Origin of the sequence: Nocardioides anomalus, from assembly GCF_011046535.1 — a bacterium.
GTDB classification, from domain to species: Bacteria; Actinomycetota; Actinomycetes; order Propionibacteriales; family Nocardioidaceae; genus Nocardioides; species Nocardioides anomalus.
Genome location: NZ_CP049257.1, coordinates 5,045,875 through 5,065,588 on the forward strand (window position 1 = coordinate 5,045,875; position 19,714 = coordinate 5,065,588).

Genomic DNA, 19,714 nt, shown 5'->3' on the forward strand with positions numbered 1-19,714 from the left:
ACGCGGGGATACGGTCCGTCACGTGGAGCTGCGGGGGACGACGCCGGAGGTCGTGACCGCGCTGAGCGCCTGGGTCTCCGCGTCCGACGACGAGCCGCTGGTCGTGGAGACGTCCGGCTCGACCGGCCGACCCAAGCGGGTGGTGCTGTCGCGGCGGGCCGTGCTGGCCTCGGTGCGCGCGACCGCCCGGCGGCTGGGCGGGGAGGGGCGGTGGCTGCTGGCCCTGCCCGCGGCGTACGTCGCCGGCGCGCAGGTCGTGTGCCGCTCGGTCGTGGCCGGGGAGCCGCCGGTGCTGCTCGAGGAGCACGGCTCGTTCGCCGAGGCCGCGGCCGGCGTGGACTTCGTCTCGCTGGTGCCGACCCAGCTGGTCCGGATGCTGGAGGTGTCCGAGGAGGTCGACGCGCTGCGCTCGCTGCACACCGTGCTGCTGGGTGGCGGGCCGATCGACCCGGCCCTGCGTGCCCGGGCGGCCGGGGCGGGCGTGCGCGTCGTCGCGACCTACGGCTCGGCCGAGACCGCGGGCGGCTGCGTGTACGACGGCGTCGCGCTCGACGGCGTCGCGCTGGCCACCGAGGCCGACGGGCGGCTGCGGGTGGCGGGACCGACGCTGTTCGAGGGCTACGACGGCGACCCCGAGCTGACCGCGCGGGTGCTGGTCGACGGGTGGTTCCGCACCGAGGACGCGGCGCGCATCGACGAGGACGGCCGGCTCCAGGTCCTGGGCCGGCTGGACGACGTGGTGGTCACCGGGGGCGTCAACGTGCCCGCGCCCGTGGTGGCCCGCCGGCTGCGGATGCACCCGGCCGTGCGGGAGGCCGAGGTGCTCGGCGTACCGGACGAGGAGTGGGGCAACCGGCTGGTCGCCTTCGTGGTCGGTGACCTCGCGCTCGAGGACGCGCGGGCGTGGGTGGCCGAGGCGCACCCGCGCTCGTGGGCGCCGCGGCAGCTGGTCGCCCTCGAGGCGCTGCCGCTGCTGGGCAACGGCAAGGTGGACCGGCTGCGGTTGGCGGCCCTGGCCGGGTCGTAGGTTGAGGCGCGTGAGCGAGACCCGGGTGTACGCCGTGGCGCTGCACCACCGGTTCCGGGGCATCACGGTGCGCGAGGGGATGCTGCTGCGCGGCGAGGCCGGGTGGGGCGAGTGGAGCCCGTTCCTGGAGTACGAGCCCGCCGTGGCCGAGCCCTGGCTCCGCGCGGCCGAGGAGGCCGCGGCGGGCGACTGGCCCGCGCCGGTGCGCTCCTCGGTGCCGGTGAACGTCACCGTGCCCGCCGTACAAGCGTCGCGGGCGCACGCGATCGTCACCGCCGGTGGCTGCACCACGGCCAAGGTCAAGGTGGCCGAGCCCGGCCAGACGCTGGCCGACGACCAGGCCCGGCTCGAGGCGGTGCGCGACGCGCTCGGCCCGTCCGGGCGGGTGCGGATCGACGCCAACGGCGCCTGGTCGGTCGACGAGGCGGTCGCCGCCATCCCGGTGCTGGACCGCTCCGCGGGCGGGCTGGAGTACGTCGAGCAGCCGTGCACCACCGTCGACGAGCTCGCCACCGTGCGCCGCGCGGTGTCCGTGCCCATCGCCGCCGACGAGTCGATCCGGCGGGTCGCCGACCCCTACCTGGTCCGCGACCGGGAGGCCGCCGACATCGCCGTGCTCAAGGTCCAGCCACTCGGCGGGGTCCGCGCGTGCCTGCGCATCGCCGAGGAGATCGGCCTGCCCGTGGTCGTGTCCTCGGCGCTGGAGACGTCGGTCGGCATCGCCGCCGGGGTCGCGCTGGCCGCGGCGCTGCCCTCGCTGCCGTACGCCTGCGGGCTGGCGACGGTCCAGCTGCTCACCGCCGACGTGGTGGGCGAGCCGCTGCTGCCCGTCGACGGTGCGCTGCCCGTGCGCCGCCCGGCCGTCGACCCGCACGCGCTCGACATCCTGGGCGCGTCCGCCGACCGGGTCGCGCACTGGGAGGCGCGGCTGGCCGCGTGCCGGGCGGTGGCCGCCTCGTGAGCGCGACGGCCGTGGCACGGTCGGTGGTGACGGCACTGGTCGCGGCGGGAGTCCGGGAGGTGGTCCTCGCGCCCGGCTCGCGCAACGCGCCGCTGGCCTTCGCGGTCTTCGACGCCGCCGAGGCCGGGCTGCTGCGGCTGCACACGCGCATCGACGAGCGGACCGCCGGCTTCCTCGCGCTCGGACTGACCAAGGGCGGCTCGCGGGCGGCCGTCGTGTGCACCTCCGGGACGGCCGTGGCCAACCTGCACCCGGCCGTGCTGGAGGCCTGCCACGCCCGCGTGGCGCTGGTCGCGGTCACCGCCGACCGGCCCGCGCGGCTGCGCGGCACCGACGCCAACCAGACCACCGACCAGGTCGGGGTGTTCGGGCCGCTGGTGCCGACGGTCGACGTGTCCGCCGAGCTGTCCTCGGTCGCGGACGGGCTCGTGCACCTCAACGTCCAGCTCGACGACCCGCTCGTGCCCGCGGACCGGTGGGTGCCGTGACGCTCCCGCTCGGGCCGCGCACGGTCGTGGTCGCCGGCGACGACGCCGGCCCCCGCGCGCGCCGGCTGGCCGCCGACGCCGGCTGGCCGCTGCTGGCCGAGCCCACGTCGGGTGCGCGGACCGGCCCCGCGCTGCGGACCTACCGGCTGCTGCTGGGCACCGACCTGGCCGCCGACGTGGAGCGCGTCGTGCTCTTCGGCCACCCCACGCTGTCCCGCCCGGTGCAGCGGCTGCTCTCGCGGCCCGGCGTCGAGGTCCTGGACGCGTCGCCGTCGTGGGTCCGGCCCTACGCCGTCACGCCGTTGCCCGAGCCCGAGGTGGCCGGTCCCGACGACCCGGCCTGGCTCGAGGCGTGGCGGGCCGCCGACGCCTCGGTCGCGCGGCAGCTCGACGCGCTGCTCGCCGGGGCCGGCTTCACGGCGTACGCCGTCGCGGGCGCCGTCGCCCGCGCCCTCCCGCCGGGCGGCCACCTGGTCGTCGGCGCCTCGAACCCGATCCGCGACCTCGACCTCATGGCCCCGGCGTACGACGTGGGCAGCCGCCGCAAGGTCATCGCCAACCGCGGCCTGTCCGGCATCGACGGCACCGTCTCGACCGCGATCGGCGCGTCGCTGGCCCGCCGCGAGGGGAACCGCAACCTCGCGCTGATGGGCGACGTGACGTTCCTGCACGACGCCGGCGGCCTGGTCCTCGGACCCGACGAGCCCCGCCCGGACCTGACGATCGTGGTCGTCAACGACGACGGCGGCTCGATCTTCGCCACGCTGGAGCAGGGCGGCCCGGAGTACGCCCACGCCCACGAGCGGCTCTTCGCCACACCGCACCACGTCGACCTGGCCGCCCTCTGCGCCGCCACCCGCACCCCGCACTGGCGCGTCGACTCCACCGCCGAGCTCGAGCACGCCCTGGCCCAGCCCAACGGCGGCATCGAGGTGGTCGAGGCCGTCGTCGACCGGACCCGCCGCCGCGCGCTGGACGAGGCGATCCGGGCGCTCAGGCCCTAGCCGACCTCAGGCCCGGGCCACCCAGGTCATCGGGTCGCCCCAGCCGAGCTCGTCGTGGCCGTGGTGGGCCAGCGCCAGCGTGACGAGCGTGCGGCGGTGCGCGACTCGTGGTCCTCGACCGACCAGTCGCACTCGCGCACGGCCACGGCGGCGTTCCCCATCCCGAGCTGACCGATCAGGCGGGGGAGCAGCGCGCGGACGGTCTGCTCGTCGAGCTCGTCGAGCTCGGCGCCGGGCCGCCGGCGCGACGCCCTACGCCCGGGCGGAGGCGCGCGAGAACGCCTCGCGCGAGCCTCAGCCGGCCTCGACCGCGATCTCGACCAGCGGCGCGCGCGTCGTGACCATGCGGTACGCCGCGCGCTCGAGCAGCAGGCGGCGCCGGAAGACCGGTGTCCGCGGCGGTCACAGGCCGATCGTGGGGCACCGGCGCCCGTTCCCGCTCGACCCGGATTGCGCCCTCAGCGGACGCGTTAGGTCCGGCTGGGGTGCGATCAGCAGAATGGCCGCCGTGGAGATCACCCTGCTGCTGTGCGGCCTGGCGGTGGGTGTGCTCGCGTGCACCTGGGTGGCCGAGAAGGTCGACGTGCCGGCGCCGTTCCTGCTCGTCGTGGTCGGCGTCATCGCCTCCTACGTCCCCTGGGTGCCGAACGTCGAGCTCTCCGAGGACGTGGTGCTGTTCGGCCTGCTGCCGCCACTGCTGTACGCCGCCGCGCAGAGCACGTCGCTCATCGACTTCCGGGTCAACAAGCGGCCGATCCTGCTGCTGTCCGTCGGCCTGGTCGCGTTCACGACCGCCGGCGTCGCCGTGGTGACCCACCTGCTGCTGCCCGGCGTGACCTGGCCGGTGGCCTTTGCGATCGGCGCCGTGGTCGCGCCGCCCGACGCCGTCGCGGCCACCGCGATCGGGCGCCGGATCGGGCTGCCGCGCCGCGTGGTCACCATCCTCGAGGGCGAGTCCCTGCTCAACGACGCGACCGCGCTGGTCGCGCTGGGCACGGCGGTCTCGCTCATCGGCGGCGGGCACTTCAGCGTGCCGCACGTCGGCCTGGACTTCCTGCTGGCCGCCGGTGGCGGCGTACTGGTCGGGCTCGTGTTCTTCTTCGTGGTCGCGCGGGTGCGCAAGCACCTCCAGGACCCGGTCCTGGACAGCGCGCTGTCGCTGGTCGTGCCGTTCCTGGCCTTCGCGGTCTCCGAGGAGGTGCACGCCTCCGGCGTGATCGCCGTCGTGGTCGCCGGCCTGCTGCTCGGTCACCAGGCGCCGGTCCTGCAGAGCGCGCAGTCGCGGATCGCCGAGCGGCTCAACTGGCGCACCATCGCGTTCCTGCTGGAGAACGCCGTCTTCCTGCTCATCGGCCTGCAGGCCTGGAAGATCATCAGGGACGCCGGCGAGGGCTCACTGTCCTGGGGCCGGATCCTCGCGGTCTGCTTCGCCGCGCTCGGGACCTGCATCGTGCTGCGGCTCGCCTGGGTCTTCCCGTCGCGCTACCTGCTGGTGCGCCCCGGCCCGGACCCCGTCACCGGCGAGCAGCCGCCGTGGACCTCGACGTTCATGCTCGGCTGGGCCGGCATGCGCGGCGTGGTCACGCTCGCCGCGGCGTTCGTCATCCCCGAAGACACGCCGTACCGCGAGGTCCTGCTCCTCACCGCCTTCACGGTCGTCGCCGGCACCCTCTTCCTCCAGGGCATGACCCTGCCGTGGTTCGCCCGCCGGCTCCGCGTGCCCAGCCCCGACCCCGCCGAGGACGCCCTCGCCCGCGCCACGCTGCTGCAGCAGGCCTCGAAGGCCGCCCTGCACCGCCTCGACGACCTGGAGTACGACGACCAGCAGGGCGTCGTCGACCTCATCCGCCAGCGCCTCGACCAGCGCAACTTCGCCGCCTGGGAGCGCCTCGGCACCGTCGCCGACCGCGAGTCGCCCTCCGACCTCTACGCCCGCGTCCGCCTCTCCATGCTCGAGGCCGAGCGCACCAAGGTCCTCAAGATCCGCGACTCCGGCAAGGTCGACTCCGACGTCGTCGCCGACGTCCTCGCCATGCTCGACGTCGAGGAGTCGATGCTCGACATCGCCACCGACGAGCGCCGCGAGCTGCAGGAGTACTCCCGCCGCCGGCGTACCGGCTTCGTCTGCGACGACCTCAACCGCTACCCCGTCGTCGAGACCGCCGCCTCCCCGGTGTGCCAGCACTGCCTCGACGACGGCCTCGAGTGGGTCGCCCTGCGCCAGTGCCTCGAGTGCGGCGAGGTCGGCTGCTGCGACAGCTCCGCCGGCCAGCACGCGACGGCCCACTTCCACGAGACCACGCATCCCGTGATGGAGACGGCTGAGCCGGGTGAGGACTGGCGCTGGTGCTACGTGCACCACGCCACGGCCTGACGGCCGCTCTGCGGCGCCCCGAGCACCACCGCCAGTCCTCGCCCCGGCTCGGCCGTCTCCATCACCGGCTGGGTCGTCTCGTGGAAGGGGGCCGTCGCGTGCCGGCCCGCCGCCGGCTTGTAACGCTCAGTTATGGGAACTCCCGACCCGTTCTGACGGGTCCGAACATCCCGTAACTGAGCGTTACAAGCGTCGGGCGGGCGCCTGTCCACAGGTACGGCGGCCTCGGCTTCAGGTGACGAGGCGCTCGGAAGGCTCAGGGCATGAAGGCGGACGTGTCGGCCCTGATGCGGAGCCAGCGCGGGCTGGTGCTGCGCCGGCAGGTGCTGGACGCCGGCGTCGACGAGGACGCCGTTCGCGACCTCATCCGGCGAGGGACGTGGGTCGCCGTCCGCCGGGGCGTGTACGCGACCGCCGAGCACTGGGCGAGCCTCGACGAGCACCGCGGCCGGCCACTCGCCCGGGCGTGGGCGGCGAGCCTCAACATGTCGATGCCGCACGTCCTCAGCCACGAGTCGGCGGCACTCGCGCACGGTCTGCCGATCCTCCGGCCGCGCCGCGAGTTGGTGCACGTCACGCGCTTCGGCGTGCAGGGGTGTCGCACCAGGCACGGTGTCTCGCACCACCTCGCGCCGTTCCGAGACGACCAGATCGTCGAGATCGAGGGCGTGCCCACGTTCGACCTGGCGCGCACGGCGGTCGACATCGCGCGCAGTCACGGCTCGGACGGGCTGGCGTACGGCGTGGTGGCCTGCGACTCGGCGCTGCGGGCCGGCGCGACGAAGCAGCAGCTCGAGGCCGCCGTCGCGCCCATGCGCAGCTGGCCCGGCGTCACCGTGGCCCGTGAGGCGGTCGACTTCGCCGACGGGGGGTGCGGAGAGTGCCGGCGAGAGCCTGAGCCGCCTCCTGGTCGCAAGCCTGGGTCTGGGTGAGCCTGAGACGCAGTTCGGGCTGAGCGCGGGAGGTCGGACGGCGTGGGTCGACCTCCGCGTGGGCCGGCACCTGGTCGAGTTCGACGGCCGTGTGAAGTACCAGCGCGGTGGCCTCGCCGACCGCCCCGTCGAGGACGTCGTCTGGGAGGAGAAGCGCCGCCAGGACTGGCTCTGCGGGTTCAAGCTCGGCATGTCGCGGCTCGTGTGGGACGACGTCCGCCCCGGCGCCTGGGACCGGACCCGCACGTGGCTGGCCCGCGAGGTCCTGGACACGCGTGCACGGTTCGGCACGAGCATCGACGACCTCGCGGCGTACGTCGTCCACGAGCCGCGCCGGCGAGCCGCCTGAGCCCATCTGTCGCCTCGTTGTCGGCTCTTCGGACCCGTGGCAACGGGTCGGAAGTACCGGTAAATGAGCGTTACAAGCGGGCGGGGGGTCAGGCGGAGAGGGCCTGCTCGAGGGTGCGGGCGGGGTGGCCGGTGAGGCGCTCGACGTCACCGGTGACCTCGGCGCAGGAGCCGTCACGGATGGCGGTGTACGTCGAGACCCAGGCGTCGAGCTGCCAGTCGCCGGCGTCGGGGTACGCCGCGCGGCGGCTGGCGTAGGCGTCGTCGACGGTCTCGTCCCCGAAGCGGAGGTCGCGGCCGAGGGCGGCCGAGGCGCGGGCGGCGACCTCGGTGAGGGTGAGGGCCTCGGGGCCGGTGAGCACGTACGTCGCGTCCAGGTGGGCGGAGGGCGAGCGCAGCACCGCGACGGCCGAGTCCGCGACGTCGGCGCGGGCCACGGCGGCGACGCGGCCGGACCCGGCGGGGCCGCGGATGACGCCGGAGGCGTCGGCGAAGAAGGGCAGCAGGTCGGAGTAGAAGTTGTCGCGCAGGAAGGTGAACCGCATCCCGCTGGCGCGGATGGCGGCCTCGGCGTCGTGGTGGTCGCGGCCGAGGGTGAAGGTGGCGTCGGGCGCGGCGCCGGCGAAGGACGTGTACACGATGTGCGCGACGCCGGCGGACGCCGCGGCCTCGATGAAGGTGCGGTGCTGCGCGCGGCGGTCCACGGCCTCGGCGGCCGAGACCATGAAGAGCGTCGTGACGCCCTCCAGGGCCGAGCGGGCAGCGGAGGAGTCGGCGTAGGTGCACTCGCGCACGTCGGTGTCGTGGTCCGGCGCGCGGGAGGCGTCGCGCACGATCAGGCGCAGGTCGACGCGCAGGTCCTCGGCCAGGGCGCGGGCGACCCGGCCGCCGACGGCGCCGGTGGCGCCGGTGATGCCGACGACGCCGGTCACGACAGCGGGGTGGGGGTGAAGGAGATCGGGAAGCGCACGGCACCAGTGTTGCCGGACACCGGTAGCCACTCACCAGGGCCGTCGGGCCGCGCGTCCGGCATCCGCCGAGCGAGGAGCGGCAACGCGACCGCCATGTCGGTGCGGGCCACGAAGTGGCCGAGGCAGTGGTGGATGCCGGCGCCGAAGCCGTGGTGGGGCGGGCGCTGCTGGGTGATGTCGAAGGCCGGGTCGGGTACGGCGCGCGGGTCGGTGCCGGCCGAGTGCGAGAGCACCTGGACGATGCCGCCGCGCGGGATGTCGAGCCCGTGGAAGGTGAGGTCCTCCAGCGCTTCCCGGGTCACCCACGTGACGGTGGGGTTCACGCGCATCACCTCCTCCACGGCGTTCGCACCGAGCGACGGGTCGGCGGCGAGCAGTGCCCACTGCGAGGGGTGCGCGAGCAGCGTCTGCAGCGCGAGCCCGAGCTGGTTGCGGGTGGTCTCCATGCCGGCGAAGGCCAGGAAGACCAGCGCCACCGAGAGCTCGCGGTCGGTGAGCGAGCCGGCCTGCACCAGCGTCGTGACCAGGTCGGGCTGAGGAGAGGCCCGGCGGGCGGCGACGGCATCAGCGACGTACGACGAGAGACCCTCCAGCGCCGCCTCGATCGTGGGCACCTGGTTGCCGACGTCGATGGAGAACGAGTGGCCGAGGTCGTCGGCCCACCGCGCCACCTGCGGCCAGTGGTCGTCGGGCAGGCCGAGCAGCAGGCAGATGATCCGCGCGGCGTACGGCTCGGCGAACTCGTGGATGAACTCCACCTCGCCACGGGGGGCGAACTCGTCGATGAGCGAGTTCGCGATCTCCTGGAAGACCGGGCGCATCTCGGCGATGACCCGGTTCTTGAACGCCGGCACCATGAGCTTGCGGATCCGCGCGTGGTCGTCGCCCTCGAGCGAGAGCAGCGTCTGCTTCCACCAGTCCGAGAACAGCCCGGAGTGGATGCCGTTCTGCTCCGGCCACCGCGCGTTGCCCTGCCGGAACCGCCGGTCGCGCAGCAGCTCGCTGGCCTCGGCGTAGCGCAGCACCGCCCAGCCCCAGGTGGTCTCGACGTACCAGTCCTGCTCGCGCGCGGCGTGCACCTGCGCCGAGGTGACGTCGAAGCGCGGGTCGCCGAGGTCGAACATCACGCGGGCCCGAAGCCTGCGAGGTAGCGCTGCGCGAGCTCCTGGTACGCCGACGGGTTGCCCTCGACCCAGGCCTCGGCGCTCGTCCCCTCGATGGGGCCCATGACCCGGGCCGGCGTCCCGATGGCCAGCACGCCGTCGGGAAGCGTGGTGCCGCCGGTGACCAGCGAGCCGGCGCCGACCAGCGTGCGCGAGCCGACGACCGCGCCGTCGAGCACCGTCGCGTGGTTGGCGACGAGCGCCTCGGCGCCGATGGTGCAGGCGTGCACGACGCAGGCGTGGCCGATGGTCGCGCCGGCGCCGATGGTGCAGTCCTCGCCCACACCGGCGTGCAGGACCGAGCCGTCCTGGACGTTCGCGCCCTCGTGCACCACGATCCGCCCGAAGTCCGCGCGCAGCACCGCCCCGAACCACACCGACGCGCCGGCCTCCACGACCACGTCGCCGATCAGGTCGGCGCTCGGCGCGACGAAGGCGGTCGGGTGGACGGTCGGGGTCTTGCCCTCGAAGACGTACAGCGGCACGACGCAGAAACTAGACCCCCGCGCGCACCATCCGGACGTGCAGCCCTTCGTCGTGCTCGTCCTCGGTGCCGTCGAGCTGGAACCCCTGCCGCTCGTAGAACGCGATGGCCCGCTCGTTGCCGGCCAGCACCCACAGGCAGCACGCCCGGTCACCGACGACGGTCTCGAACAGCGCGTACCCGACGCCGGTGCCGTAGTAGGCCGCCCGCACGTACAGCGCCCACAGCTCGAGCTCGATGTCCACGTCGTTGTCGCGCGTCGGACCCGAGCCGGCGAAGCCGACCAGTCCCTCCTCGGCGGCCTCGGCGAGGTAGGTCGGCTCGTCGGAGGAGGTGAGGATCTCCCGCCACCGCTCGATCCGCCCCGACGCGTCGGCCCGGCGCCGGTCGAGGACCGACTGCGGCATCAGCCCGGTGTAGGCGTCGTCCCACACGTCGAGGTGCAGGTGACCGAGCGCCTCGGCGTCCTCGGGCACCGCCCGCCGGATGGTCACGTGCGAGGGGAGCGCCATGGCGCGACCCTACGAGGCGGGGAGCACGGTGGGGTCGAGGAACGTCGTGAAGTCCGCGACCAGGCCGTCGGGCGCGAAGGTGAGCACGGCGAGACCGTGGTGCAGGAACGCCCCGACGCGCTCGTCCCAGCCCGCGAAGGCGATCCCCGGCTGGCCGTTGACCGTGGTGGCCTCGGCGCGCCAGCGCCGCTCCGGGTGCAGGGGTACGGCGGCCAGGAACGCCGCGACGTCCGGGCGGCCGACGTACCACTCGGCGAACGGCGGCATCGTCATCACCACGTCCTCGGCCAGCAGCGCGACGACCGCGTCCACGTCGCTGCGCTCCCAGGCGGCGACGAACGCCGCGACCGTGGCGCGCACCTGGCGGTCGCCGACCTCGGCCAGCACCTCCTGCTGGCTGCGCTGGGGCAGGTCGGCGCGCAGCGACCCGCGGGCCCGGGCCAGCGCGCTGGTCACCGCGTCGACCGTGGTGTCCAGGACCTCGGCGGTCTCGGCCGCGGAGAAGGCCAGCACGTCGCGCAGGACCAGCACCGCCCGCTGGAGCGCCGGGAGGCGCTGGAGCGCGACCACGAAGGCCAGCTCCACCGCCTCCCGCTGCTCGTAGACCGCCTCGGTCGGCGTCGCGCCCCAGCTGATGCCGGCGTCCGGGAGCGGCCCGAGCCACACCGTCTCGACCGGCGGCGCCAGCCCGACGGCCGGGTCCGAGGAAGGGCCCAGGTCGACCGGGACCAGTCGCCGCCCGCGCCGCTCGATCTCACGCAGGCAGACGTTGGTGGCCACGGAGTAGAGCCAGGTCCGCAGCGAGCTGCGGCCCTCGAACCGCTCGACCGCACGCCAGCCGCGCAGCAGGGTCTCCTGCACGGCGTCCTCGGCGTCGTGCGAGGAGCCGAGCATCCGGTAGCAGTGCAGCAGCAGCCCGGGCCGCAGCGGCGCGACCTGCTCGGCGAACCCCTCCGCGGCCACGCTCACCCGTCGTACCTCCCGACCAGCGTCATCCGGTGCAGCTCGGGGGTGTCGGCGCACCGGTCCTCGATCAGCGTCGAGGTGAACCGCTGGAACGCCTCGGAGACCTCCAGCGCGCCGCCCTCGCCGTCCTCGTGCACGACGTGGAGGAAGGTGACGCCGTCCTCGAGCAGGTAGACCCGGTAGGCGACGCCCTCCGCGCCCCGCTGCGCCAGGTCGGCCATCACGTCGCGAACGTACGCCGCGTTCTCCGCCGCGCGCCCCTCCTTGACCCGGTAGGTCACCATCCGGGCGCTCACGCCGCCACCGCCGCGGGGGACGAGGCGGCCACGTCCGCAGGAGCCGGTACGCCGGGCCGTCGGGTCGGCAGGGTCGCTCCGGCCACCGCGCCGAGCGCCGAGAGCCCGGCCGCGGCCAGCACCGCCGCCCGGAAGCCGTCCACGAACTCCGTGGGCGAGGCGTAGCCACCGCGGCTGGCGAAGACCGCCACGGTCACCGCGATCCCGAGCACGCCGCCCAGCTCGCGCATGGTCGCGTTCACCCCGGACGCGGTGGCCACGTCGCGGTCGGCCACCGCGGCGACGACGGCGCTCTGGCCGCACGGGATGGCCAGCGAGACGCCGAAGCCGCCGACCACGAACGGCCCGAGCATCGAGACGTAGGACGCGTCGGTGCCCACGGTGCTCGCGAACCAGACCATGGCCAGCGCCTGCACCGTGAGCCCGACGGTGACCAGGGGCCGCTCGCCGATCCGGTCGGCCAGCGCCCCCGCCGCGGGTGCGAAGACCAGGAAGGTCCCGGTCCAGGCCATGAGGCGCAGGCCGGCACCCAGCGGCGACTCGCCCTGCACCACCTGGAGCAGCTGGCCGTAGAAGAACACGGCCGAGAACAGCGCCGCGAAGGTCAGCGCGATCGCGGCGTTGCCGGCCACGAAGCCGCGGACCCGCAGCAGGCGTGGCGGCAGCAACGGCTGCACCGCGCGCCGCTCCCAGGCCACGAAGGCGCCCAGCAGCGCGAGGCCGCCGAGCCCGGCGCCGAGCACCTCGGCCGACGTCCACCCGGCCGCGGAGCCGCGGACCAGCGCCCAGACCACGCCGAGCACCCCGCCGGCGAGCAGGCCCACGCCCGGCACGTCCAGCCGCGCACCGGCAACCCGCGCCTCCGGCACGTGGCGCAGCACGAGGGGCGCCGCGAGCAGCCCGACCGGCACGTTGAGCCAGAAGATCCACGGCCAGGCGAGGCCGTCCACCACCGCGCCGCCCACGAGCGGCCCGCTCGCCACCGCGACCCCCGTCACCGCGCTGAACAGCCCGAGCGCCGCACCCCGCTTCTCGGCCGGGAAGGCCGAGGTCAGCAGGGCCAGGCCCAGCGTCATCACCAGTGCGGCGCCGGCGCCCTGGACCACGCGCATCGCGATCAGCGCGCCCGCACCACCGGCCAGCGCGCAGCCGGCCGAGGCCAGCGCGAACAGCACCAGCCCGGCGGCGTACGTCCGCGCCCGGCCGAGCCGGTCGCCGAGCACCGCCGCCGGCACCAGGAGCACCGCGAAGCTCAGGTTGTAGGCGTTCACCGTCCACTCCAGCTCGGCCAGCGACGCGCCGAGGTCACGCTGGATCGTGCTCAGCGCCGAGGCCACCACCAGGGTGTCCAGGGCCGCCATGAACGATCCGGCCGCCGTCAGCACGACGACCCAGCGGAGCCGTCCCTTCCCGTCCATCCACCACTCCTCACCAGTCCCGGACCGGGGTCCGGCGGGCGGCCGCACGACCGCTCTCGTCTGGTGTGATCCGCGGGTGCGCCGGAACTGGTCGGTGCCTACGCTGCGGGGCATGCGGATCACCAAGTTCGGCCACGCCTGCGTCCGGATCGAGCACGAGGGCCAGGTCGTCGTCCTCGACCCCGGGGTCTTCACCGAACCCGAGGCGGTCGACGGGGCGACGGCCGTCCTCGTCACCCACCTGCACCCCGACCACCTGCACCCCGACAACCTGCGCGCCACCGACGCGCCGGTCTTCACCGTGGGCCAGGTGCACGACCAGCTGCGCGAGGACGCCCCCGACGTGGCCGAGCGCACCACCACGGTCGCGGTCGGCGCGGCCTTCGACGTCGGCCTGCCCGTGCGCGCGGTGGGCGAGCTCCACAACATCATCCACCCCGAGCTGCCGCAGCCCTACAACTCCGGCTACCTCGTCACGGTCGGCGACCAGACCGTCTACCACCCGGGCGACGCCCTGGCCCTGCCCGAGGTGCCGGTCGACCTGCTGCTGTGCCCGGCCTCCGCGCCCTGGCTGCGCAGCGAGATGGCGGTGGAGTTCGTCCGCGGTGTCGGGGCGCCGCGCAACCTGGCCATCCACGACCGGATCTACTCCGAGACCGGCCACCAGTTCCTGGCGATGCAGATGGAGCAGCTCGCCGGCCCGCGTGGCCTGGAGTGGGTGCGCCGAGGGGACGGCGAGGACCTCTAGGGATGACCGACCCGCCGGTCCCGTACGGCGACCCGGTCGACCCGGATCCGGATCGGGACGACGGCGCGCCGGCCTCGACCGAGCCGCTGCCGCGCTGGCTGCGGCCGCTGACCGAGGAGCCCGACGGCGGCGCGGCGCCGACCGGGTCGGTGCGGCTGTCCGGGCCGCCCCGGCGGGTGCCGCTGGCCTTCCGGCTGGCCGCGCTGGAGCTGCCCTTCTGGGGGCTCTTCGCGATCGGCCTCGCCGTCCTGGCGCCGCTGGCCCTGTGGATCCTGAGCCCGGTGGCCCGGGCCGTCGCGCTGCTCCTCGGCGTGCCGCTGCTGCTCTGGCTCGTGGCCCGTCGCGCGGCGTACCGGATCGGCCTGCTCCGCTGGGGCGCGGTCGCGACCGTCATCAGGGTCACGGCCGCGCCCGACGTCACGTCGTCCACCAACTGGCCGGTCCGCCGGGCGAGCGGGTGGGACGTCAGCACCGTGCTGGCCACCGGGCGCGGCACCCGCACGACGGTCCGCTACCGCCTGGACGGGCGCAGCGGGAAGGTGTACCTGCACGGCCTGCCCTACACCGACGGCGTCGTGCTCGCCGACTCCCGCGACCCTCAGCGCGCGCTGGTCGTGAGCCAGTTCGCGCACTCGGTCGAGCCCGGGGTCGACGGGCAGTACCGCGGTCGGCTCTCCGTCGTGCGCTGGCTGCTCCTTCTCCTCAGCCTGGCGGTCGAGCTGGGTCTCACCGCCCTGCTGGTCTGGACGCTGGCGCGGTTGTTCGTCGGCTGAGCGTCCGAGGTCCATACTCACCCCGGAGGGGGAGGGGCGAGGATGACGCAGGACCCGACGCCGGGCGCAGGCCTGAGCGCTGAGCACGTGAGCGAGCTGCAGCGACAGCTGGCGGAGGCGGCGGCCCAGGTGGCCCACGTGCAGGCCCAGCTCACCGTCGCCCAGGGCGGGGTGGCCCCGACCGCGGGGGCGCCACCGAGCACTCCTGTCCCCGCGGTGCCGTACGGCGCCCCGCACGCGTTCACGGTCATGGGCCAGCCGGTCGACGTGTCGTCCTACCTCAGCCCGCAGGCCACCGAGCAGCTCCGCAGCTCGCTGCAGGCGCTCGGGCTCGGGCACAGCGCCCTCTTCGGCGGCATGGCCGGCCCGCCCGCGCCGCCCGAGCCTGTCGCGCCGCTGGCCGACCCGCCGCGCCGGGTGCCGCTGTCCTTCCGGCTCGCCACCTTCGACCTGAGCTGGTACGAGCTGTTCCTGCTCGTCATCCTCACCGCCGCGCCCATCGCGGTCTGGGTCTACTTCCCGGTCGTCGTGCCGGCCGCGCTGCTCCTGGCCGTCGCCGTCATCGCGGCGTTCCGCGGCCGCCGCTACGCCCGGCGCATCGGCATGCTGAAGTGGGGCAAGGCTGCCACCGTCACCCACTCCGAGGTGCTCACCCAGGGCACCTACTACGGCGGCCTGACCTACAACAACATGCGCAAGCGCACCGCGCGCGGCTGGGACGTCTCGACGATCTGGTACAGCGGGCCGGCGTACACCAACAAGATCGACTACACCCTCGACGGCGTGGCCGGCAGCCTGACCTACCGCGGGCTGCTCTACACCAACGGCGTGGTGCTGGCCGACTCGCGCGACCCCTCGCGGGCGCTGTGCGTGGTGGAGTACCCCTACTCCGTGAAGCCCGGCCCGGACGGTCAGCTCACCGGCGAGGTCTCCCTCGGGCGGTGGGTCGGGATCGCCGTCACCGTCTTCGTCGAGGCGCTGGTCGTGGTGCTGGCCGTCGAGGCCGTCGTCGAGCTCTGGCTCCGCTAGATCCTCACCCGCCGCTCACGCAGCCTCTCGTACGCCGGGCGGCAGGCGTCGGCGACCGCCGCGTCGTGCTCGGAGAGCTCGACGGCCCGCGGCCGGTAGGGCTCGAAGCCGGTGGAGGCGAGCACCGCGTCGTACCAGTACGGCGCCCACACCCCGTCGGAGGCTCGCGGGCCCGGCGGCCAGGACAGCATCCGGTCGGTGAACGCGATGCCCAGCCAGTCGCACAGCCAGCGCAGGTGGGCCTCCGGGTCGCGCAGGAAGTCCGCGGAGTCGATGACCGGGACGTCGGCGCCGAGCGCGTCCCAGCGGTCGAGCAGCCACTGCTCCTGCAGCAGCCCGATGTCGTCGGGCTCGCAGGCCTCACGGGAGCGGACGTAGGACGCCACCACCTCGGCCGGGTCGCGCACGAGCAGCACGTTGCGGAAGTCGTCGGTCCAGTCCGCCTCCGCCTCGAGGTCGAGGTGGTGGGCCATGTGCTTGGCGTAGTGCACGCCCTTGCCGCGCGGCAGCGGCGCGAGCAGGCCCTCGACGACCTCGGGCAGCCAGGTCGGCTGGGCCGCGACGACCTCGTCCCGGCCGGGGTGGTCGAGTCCGGTGCGCACGAGGTACTCCGCGTAGAGCGGCTCGTCCACGACGACCGTGTCCGGGCGGTTCTCCCAGGCCCGCATCATCGCGGTGGAGATGTTGCGCGGCCCGGACCACATCGCCACGCGGACCGGCTCGCTCACGGGCGGGTCCTCCCCGCCACGTCGCGGGCCGCCCAGTCGACGTACAGCTCCTGGAGGCGGCGCACGACGGGACCGCGCTCGCCGGTGCCGATCGTGCGGCCGTCCACCGAGCGCACCGGAGCGACGCCGGCGAAGGTGCCGGTCACGAAGGCCTCCTGCGCGGAGTAGACGTCGGTGAGGCTGAAGGTCAGCTCGCGCGCGGCGATGCCGTGGTGGCGCGCCATCGCCAGCACGTTGCCGCGGGTGATCCCGCCGAGGCAGAAGCGGCCGTCGGAGGTCCACAACTCCGGGTCCTCGGGGGTGCCCTTCACGAGGAAGAAGTGCGTGCTGTTGCACGTGGCCACGAAGCCGTGCGGGTCGAGCATCAGCGCCTCGTCCGCGCCGGCCTGGTAGGCCTGGATGCAGGCCAGGATGTCGTTGAGCTTGCTGTGCGCGTTGAGCTTGGGGTCGAGGGTGTCCGGGGTCGCGCGGCGCACGTGGGTCGTGAACAGCGCCAGCCCCTGCTCGACCGTCTCCGGCGTCGGCTCCTTGTGCTCGGCGATGATGACGATCGTCGCCGGCCCGAGCGTCACCCGCGGGTCCTGGTAGGGCGTCGACTTCACCCCGCGCGTGCACATCAGGCGCACGTGCACCCCGTCGGTCATGCCGTTGGCGTCGAGGGTGTCGTACACCGCCCGGACCAGCTCCTCGCGGCTCACGCCGAGGTCGATCATCAGCGCCGCGGCGCCCTCCCACAGCCGGTCGAGGTGCTGGTCCACGAACGCCGGGTGCCCGTCGTGGATCCGCAGCCCCTCCCAGATCCCGTCGCCGAGCACGAACCCGGAGTCGAAGACCGACACCGTCGCCTCGGCCCGCGGCTTCAGCTCGCCGTTGACCCAGATCAGGATCTCGTCGTTGCGGGGGTCGCGGGCGTGGTCGTGGGCTCCGGAAGGCACCTGGGGAGCCTAGGTCTCCGCCCGCTCCCGTCGGCGAACGTCCCCACCCTGGGTGATGTGGTGCGCGACAGGTCGACGTTGTCTGGTCTGGACCAGGTTGCGCGACGGGGGAGGTAGGCATGAGCCGGGTGTTCGTCAGCGCGGCCTACCGCGACCGGGACGCGGGTCGACGGGTCGGGGAGCTGCTCCGCGCAGCCGGGCACGAGCCGGTGGACGACACCGACGACGTGCGCGGGTCCGCGTGGTGGAACGAGGTCATCCGGCGCATCGACTCGTGCGAGGCGTTCGTGGCCGTGGTCTCGCCGGCGTACGCCGAGGCGCACACCTGCCGGCTCGCGGCCAAGCGCGCGGTGGCCGCCGAGCTGCCCGTGGTCCGCCTCGAGCTCGACGGCGCGCGCCGGTTCGACCCGGACGACCGGCGCTCCGGGTCGGTGCTGGCCCGGGCGGTGGACCAGGCGCTGGGCAGCGAGCCGCCTGCGCCTGCGCCGGCGCCGCCCGCGCCGCCGCCCGCCACGTCGCGCGTTGACCCACCGACCGTCGAGCCGTCCGGGCCGGGTCGGAGCTGGACCAGGATCGACCTGCTCGTGGGGGCGGTGCTGCTGGCCGCGGCCGCCGGCCTGGTCCTGGTGGCGGTGCTGGCGAAGGGTGCCGACCAGGCGGCCTCCCCACCGCCCGCGGCGCCGTCCCCGTCCGCGACCGCGTCGGCCGCTCCGGCGGCGGCCGCCACGACCCCGGCCGCCGACGTGCTGGCCGCCATCGCCGCCGCGGCCTCCGCGCGGTTGCCGGCCGCCTCGTGCACGGCCGGCGCCGAGACCGTCACCTGCCGCGACCCGGCGCCGAGCATGGGGACCGTCGTGCTCACGCCGTACCCGACGACGCAGGCGCTGTACGACGCCTACGCGGACCAGGTCGCGGCGCTGGCGGGCGGCTCGGCCCCGGAGAACGTCGGCGACTGCAGCGGGACCTCCACCGAGGGCGAGCTGAGCTGGGACCTGGACCTCGGGCACGGCGACGCGGTGACGGTGGCCGAGCAGGAGGCCGGCGGCCTGGACCCGGTCGACGAGGCCGCGGGCCGGTTGTTCTGCACCGGCAACCAGGACGTGCTGAGGCTTGTGTGGACCCAGGACCCGGGGCTGCTGGTGACCGCGACCGGCCAGCCCGCCACCCTGACCATCGGCTGGTGGCACGACGTGCACCTGGCCCTGGCCTGCCCCGCCCTCGGCGGCGACGGAGCCGGTTGCGCCTAGCCGCCGAGCGCGTCCCGCACCGGCACGAACTTGCCCTGCGTCTCGGCGAGCTCGGCCTCGGGGTCGGAGTCGGCGACGATGCCGCAGCCGGCGAAGAGCCGGACGGTGTCGCCCTCGATGGCGGCCGAGCGCAGGGCGATGCCCCACTCGCCGTCACCCGCGGCGTCCATCCAGCCGACCGGTCCGGCGTACCGGCCGCGGTCCATGCCCTCGAGCTCGGTGATGAGCGCCAGGGCGTCGCGCGTGGGCGTGCCGCCGACGGCCGCGGAGGGGTGCAGGGCGGCGGCCAGGTCGAGGGAGGTGATCTCCTCGGAGTCGTGCACCACGCCGGCCACGTCGGTGGCCAGGTGCATGACGTTGGGCAGGTGCAGGACGAACGGCGCCTCGGGCACGTTCATCGACGAGCAGTGCGGCTCGAGGGCCTCGGCGACCGAGCGGACGGCGTACTCGTGCTCCTCGAGGTCCTTCGACGAGCGGGCCAGGCGGGCGGCGAGGGTGAGGTCGCGGGCGTCGTCGCCGGTGCGGCGGATGGTGCCGGCCAGCACGCGGGAGGTGACCAGGCCGCGCTCGCGGCGGACCAGCAGCTCCGGGGTGGCGCCGAACATGCCGTCGACGTGGAAGGTCCAGCAGGTGGGGTAGTCCGCGGCCAGCCGGCGCAGTGGCCAGCGCACGTCGATCGGCTCCGCGGCGGTGGCTATCAGGTCGCGGGCCAGCACGACCTTCTCCAGGTCGCCGCGGTTGATGCGGCGCACGGCCTCGCCGACGGCGGCCATCCACTCATCACCGTTCAGGGCGCCGTCGGTGAAGCTCACGCCGACCGGCGCGGGCGGGGTGGTGGCCAGCTCGAGGCGGCGGTCCAGCTGGTCCAGGCCGCCGACCGAGGAGACCGTGGTCAGCCAGGACACGTCGCCGCGGCGGCCGAGGATCACCTCGGGCACGACGAGGGTCGAGTCGCCCGGCTCGTCGGCGAAGGCGAAGGAGCCGAAGGCCACCAGGCCGCTGCCCGGCTCGTCGACGTCGCTGCGCACGATGGCGCGGCTGGTCAGCTGGCCCCACCACTCGTTGGCCTCGGCGAAGCGGCCCGGGCCGCGCGGGCGCAGCTCGGCGGCCACGCCGCAGCCGACCACGCCGTCGCCGCGCCGCAGCCAGGTGACCGGGTGGTCCTCGGGCAGCATCTCGATGAGCGAGGCCTCGCGCGGGATCTCCAGGCGGACCGTGCGGACGACGAGGGGTGCGCTGTCCGGGACGACTTCGCCCCTGGCGCCGCTGGTCACGAGGATCGAGGTTACCCACGCGAGGGCCGGGGACCC

22 protein-coding genes are annotated in these 19,714 nt (G+C 74.8%); 11 read left to right on the forward strand and 11 right to left on the reverse strand.

Features of this window, described 5'->3' with window-relative positions; translation table 11 throughout:
• The first annotated feature begins 22 nt into the window (after nt 1-22).
• The 4 genes from G5V58_RS25195 to G5V58_RS25205 are packed head-to-tail and all read left to right on the forward strand — an operon-like array spanning nt 23 to nt 3,480.
• Entirely contained in the window at nt 23-1,027 is a 1,005-nt protein-coding gene (locus G5V58_RS25195; protein ID WP_230486959.1) for an AMP-binding protein, read from the forward strand.
• Nucleotides 1,028-1,037: 10 nt separating this feature from the next.
• Nucleotides 1,038-1,988: an o-succinylbenzoate synthase gene (locus tag G5V58_RS25200; RefSeq protein ID WP_230486960.1), complete on the forward strand. Its 951-nt coding sequence runs from the start codon at nt 1,038-1,040 to the stop codon at nt 1,986-1,988.
• A gap of 26 nt (nt 1,989-2,014) precedes the next feature.
• Nucleotides 2,015-2,476 carry a thiamine pyrophosphate-binding protein gene (locus tag G5V58_RS26800; protein ID WP_407939657.1) on the forward strand — a complete coding sequence of 154 codons (462 nt, stop codon included), beginning with the start codon at nt 2,015-2,017 and terminating at the stop codon, nt 2,474-2,476.
• The gene (locus tag G5V58_RS25205; protein WP_407939658.1) at nt 2,473-3,480 is read left to right on the forward strand and encodes a thiamine pyrophosphate-dependent enzyme; all 1,008 of its coding nucleotides are present in this window, start codon (nt 2,473-2,475) and stop codon (nt 3,478-3,480) included. Before G5V58_RS26800 ends, G5V58_RS25205 begins: the two co-directional genes overlap by 4 nt.
• Before the next feature lie 6 nt (nt 3,481-3,486).
• On the opposite strand, the gene G5V58_RS26525 is transcribed toward G5V58_RS25205, so the two are convergent.
• Nucleotides 3,487-3,612 (reverse strand): hypothetical protein, encoded by a 126-nt coding sequence (locus G5V58_RS26525; protein WP_268991248.1) that lies wholly within the window; start codon nt 3,610-3,612, stop codon nt 3,487-3,489.
• A gap of 367 nt (nt 3,613-3,979) precedes the next feature.
• On the opposite strand from G5V58_RS26525, the gene G5V58_RS25210 reads away from it, so the two are divergent.
• From G5V58_RS25210 to G5V58_RS25220, 3 genes are all read left to right on the forward strand, one after another.
• Nucleotides 3,980-5,854, forward strand: coding sequence for a Na+/H+ antiporter (locus tag G5V58_RS25210; RefSeq protein ID WP_230486961.1), 1,875 nt, complete (start codon nt 3,980-3,982; stop codon nt 5,852-5,854).
• Nucleotides 5,855-6,117: 263 nt separating this feature from the next.
• Nucleotides 6,118-6,786, forward strand: a complete 669-nt coding sequence (locus tag G5V58_RS25215) for a type IV toxin-antitoxin system AbiEi family antitoxin domain-containing protein (protein ID WP_165238329.1) — start codon at nt 6,118-6,120, stop codon at nt 6,784-6,786.
• Nucleotides 6,787-6,844: 58 nt separating this feature from the next.
• Nucleotides 6,845-7,135 carry a hypothetical protein gene (locus G5V58_RS25220; protein WP_165238330.1) on the forward strand — a complete coding sequence of 97 codons (291 nt, stop codon included), beginning with the start codon at nt 6,845-6,847 and terminating at the stop codon, nt 7,133-7,135.
• An 88-nt stretch (nt 7,136-7,223) separates the two neighbouring features.
• On the opposite strand, the gene G5V58_RS25225 is transcribed toward G5V58_RS25220, so the two are convergent.
• The 7 genes from G5V58_RS25225 to G5V58_RS25255 are packed head-to-tail and all read right to left on the reverse strand — an operon-like array spanning nt 7,224 to nt 12,944.
• Nucleotides 7,224-8,066: an NAD(P)H-binding protein gene (locus G5V58_RS25225; protein ID WP_165238331.1), complete on the reverse strand. Its 843-nt coding sequence runs from the start codon at nt 8,064-8,066 to the stop codon at nt 7,224-7,226.
• Nucleotides 8,063-9,229 (reverse strand): cytochrome P450, encoded by a 1,167-nt coding sequence (locus G5V58_RS25230; RefSeq protein ID WP_165239680.1) that lies wholly within the window; start codon nt 9,227-9,229, stop codon nt 8,063-8,065. The genes G5V58_RS25225 and G5V58_RS25230 overlap by 4 nt, the downstream gene beginning before the upstream one ends.
• Complete coding sequence (locus G5V58_RS25235) at nt 9,229-9,753, reverse strand: gamma carbonic anhydrase family protein (protein WP_165238332.1); 525 nt, start codon at nt 9,751-9,753, stop codon at nt 9,229-9,231. The genes G5V58_RS25230 and G5V58_RS25235 overlap by 1 nt, the downstream gene beginning before the upstream one ends.
• A 10-nt stretch (nt 9,754-9,763) precedes the next feature.
• Nucleotides 9,764-10,264, reverse strand: coding sequence for a GNAT family N-acetyltransferase (locus tag G5V58_RS25240; protein ID WP_165238335.1), 501 nt, complete (start codon nt 10,262-10,264; stop codon nt 9,764-9,766).
• Nucleotides 10,265-10,273: 9 nt separating this feature from the next.
• A complete protein-coding gene (locus G5V58_RS25245; protein WP_165238337.1) occupies nt 10,274-11,233 on the reverse strand; it encodes an RNA polymerase subunit sigma-70 in 960 nt (319 codons plus the stop codon).
• A complete protein-coding gene (locus tag G5V58_RS25250; protein ID WP_165238339.1) occupies nt 11,230-11,526 on the reverse strand; it encodes a hypothetical protein in 297 nt (98 codons plus the stop codon). Before G5V58_RS25250 ends, G5V58_RS25245 begins: the two co-directional genes overlap by 4 nt.
• Nucleotides 11,523-12,944, reverse strand: coding sequence for an MFS transporter (locus tag G5V58_RS25255; RefSeq protein ID WP_165238341.1), 1,422 nt, complete (start codon nt 12,942-12,944; stop codon nt 11,523-11,525). Before G5V58_RS25255 ends, G5V58_RS25250 begins: the two co-directional genes overlap by 4 nt.
• A gap of 112 nt (nt 12,945-13,056) precedes the next feature.
• Here G5V58_RS25255 and G5V58_RS25260 point away from each other — a divergent pair, with 112 nt between their 5' ends.
• From G5V58_RS25260 to G5V58_RS25270, 3 genes are all read left to right on the forward strand, one after another.
• Entirely contained in the window at nt 13,057-13,692 is a 636-nt protein-coding gene (locus G5V58_RS25260) for an MBL fold metallo-hydrolase (protein ID WP_165238343.1), read from the forward strand.
• Between the two features lie 2 nt (nt 13,693-13,694).
• Nucleotides 13,695-14,465: a hypothetical protein gene (locus G5V58_RS25265; protein WP_165238345.1), complete on the forward strand. Its 771-nt coding sequence runs from the start codon at nt 13,695-13,697 to the stop codon at nt 14,463-14,465.
• 87 nt (nt 14,466-14,552) lie between these two features.
• Complete coding sequence (locus tag G5V58_RS25270; RefSeq protein ID WP_165238347.1) at nt 14,553-15,494, forward strand: hypothetical protein; 942 nt, start codon at nt 14,553-14,555, stop codon at nt 15,492-15,494.
• On the opposite strand, the gene G5V58_RS25275 is transcribed toward G5V58_RS25270, so the two are convergent.
• Nucleotides 15,491-16,222, reverse strand: a complete 732-nt coding sequence (locus G5V58_RS25275; protein WP_165238349.1) for a sulfotransferase-like domain-containing protein — start codon at nt 16,220-16,222, stop codon at nt 15,491-15,493. The genes G5V58_RS25270 and G5V58_RS25275 overlap by 4 nt on opposite strands.
• Entirely contained in the window at nt 16,219-17,157 is a 939-nt protein-coding gene (locus G5V58_RS25280) for an aminotransferase class IV (protein ID WP_165238351.1), read from the reverse strand. The genes G5V58_RS25275 and G5V58_RS25280 overlap by 4 nt, the downstream gene beginning before the upstream one ends.
• Nucleotides 17,158-17,276: 119 nt before the next feature.
• Here G5V58_RS25280 and G5V58_RS25285 point away from each other — a divergent pair, with 119 nt between their 5' ends.
• Entirely contained in the window at nt 17,277-18,404 is a 1,128-nt protein-coding gene (locus G5V58_RS25285; protein WP_165238353.1) for a toll/interleukin-1 receptor domain-containing protein, read from the forward strand.
• Here the strand turns inward: G5V58_RS25285 and G5V58_RS25290 are convergent.
• Complete coding sequence (locus G5V58_RS25290) at nt 18,401-19,678, reverse strand: isochorismate synthase (RefSeq protein WP_230486962.1); 1,278 nt, start codon at nt 19,676-19,678, stop codon at nt 18,401-18,403. The two genes, G5V58_RS25285 and G5V58_RS25290, sit on opposite strands and share 4 nt — an antisense overlap.
• Nucleotides 19,679-19,714 lie beyond the last annotated feature (36 nt).

Coding starts and splice junctions, on each gene's coding strand:
- G5V58_RS25255 (WP_165238341.1), bottom strand. CDS start 12,944: ATGGACGGGAAGGGACGGCTCCGCTGGGTCGTCGTGCTGACGGCGGCC.
- G5V58_RS25240 (WP_165238335.1), bottom strand. CDS start 10,264: ATGGCGCTCCCCTCGCACGTGACCATCCGGCGGGCGGTGCCCGAGGAC.
- G5V58_RS25285 (WP_165238353.1), top strand. CDS start 17,277: ATGAGCCGGGTGTTCGTCAGCGCGGCCTACCGCGACCGGGACGCGGGT.
- G5V58_RS25230 (WP_165239680.1), bottom strand. CDS start 9,229: ATGTTCGACCTCGGCGACCCGCGCTTCGACGTCACCTCGGCGCAGGTG.
- G5V58_RS25215 (WP_165238329.1), top strand. CDS start 6,118: ATGAAGGCGGACGTGTCGGCCCTGATGCGGAGCCAGCGCGGGCTGGTG.
- G5V58_RS25210 (WP_230486961.1), top strand. CDS start 3,980: ATGGCCGCCGTGGAGATCACCCTGCTGCTGTGCGGCCTGGCGGTGGGT.
- G5V58_RS25265 (WP_165238345.1), top strand. CDS start 13,695: ATGACCGACCCGCCGGTCCCGTACGGCGACCCGGTCGACCCGGATCCG.
- G5V58_RS25260 (WP_165238343.1), top strand. CDS start 13,057: ATGCGGATCACCAAGTTCGGCCACGCCTGCGTCCGGATCGAGCACGAG.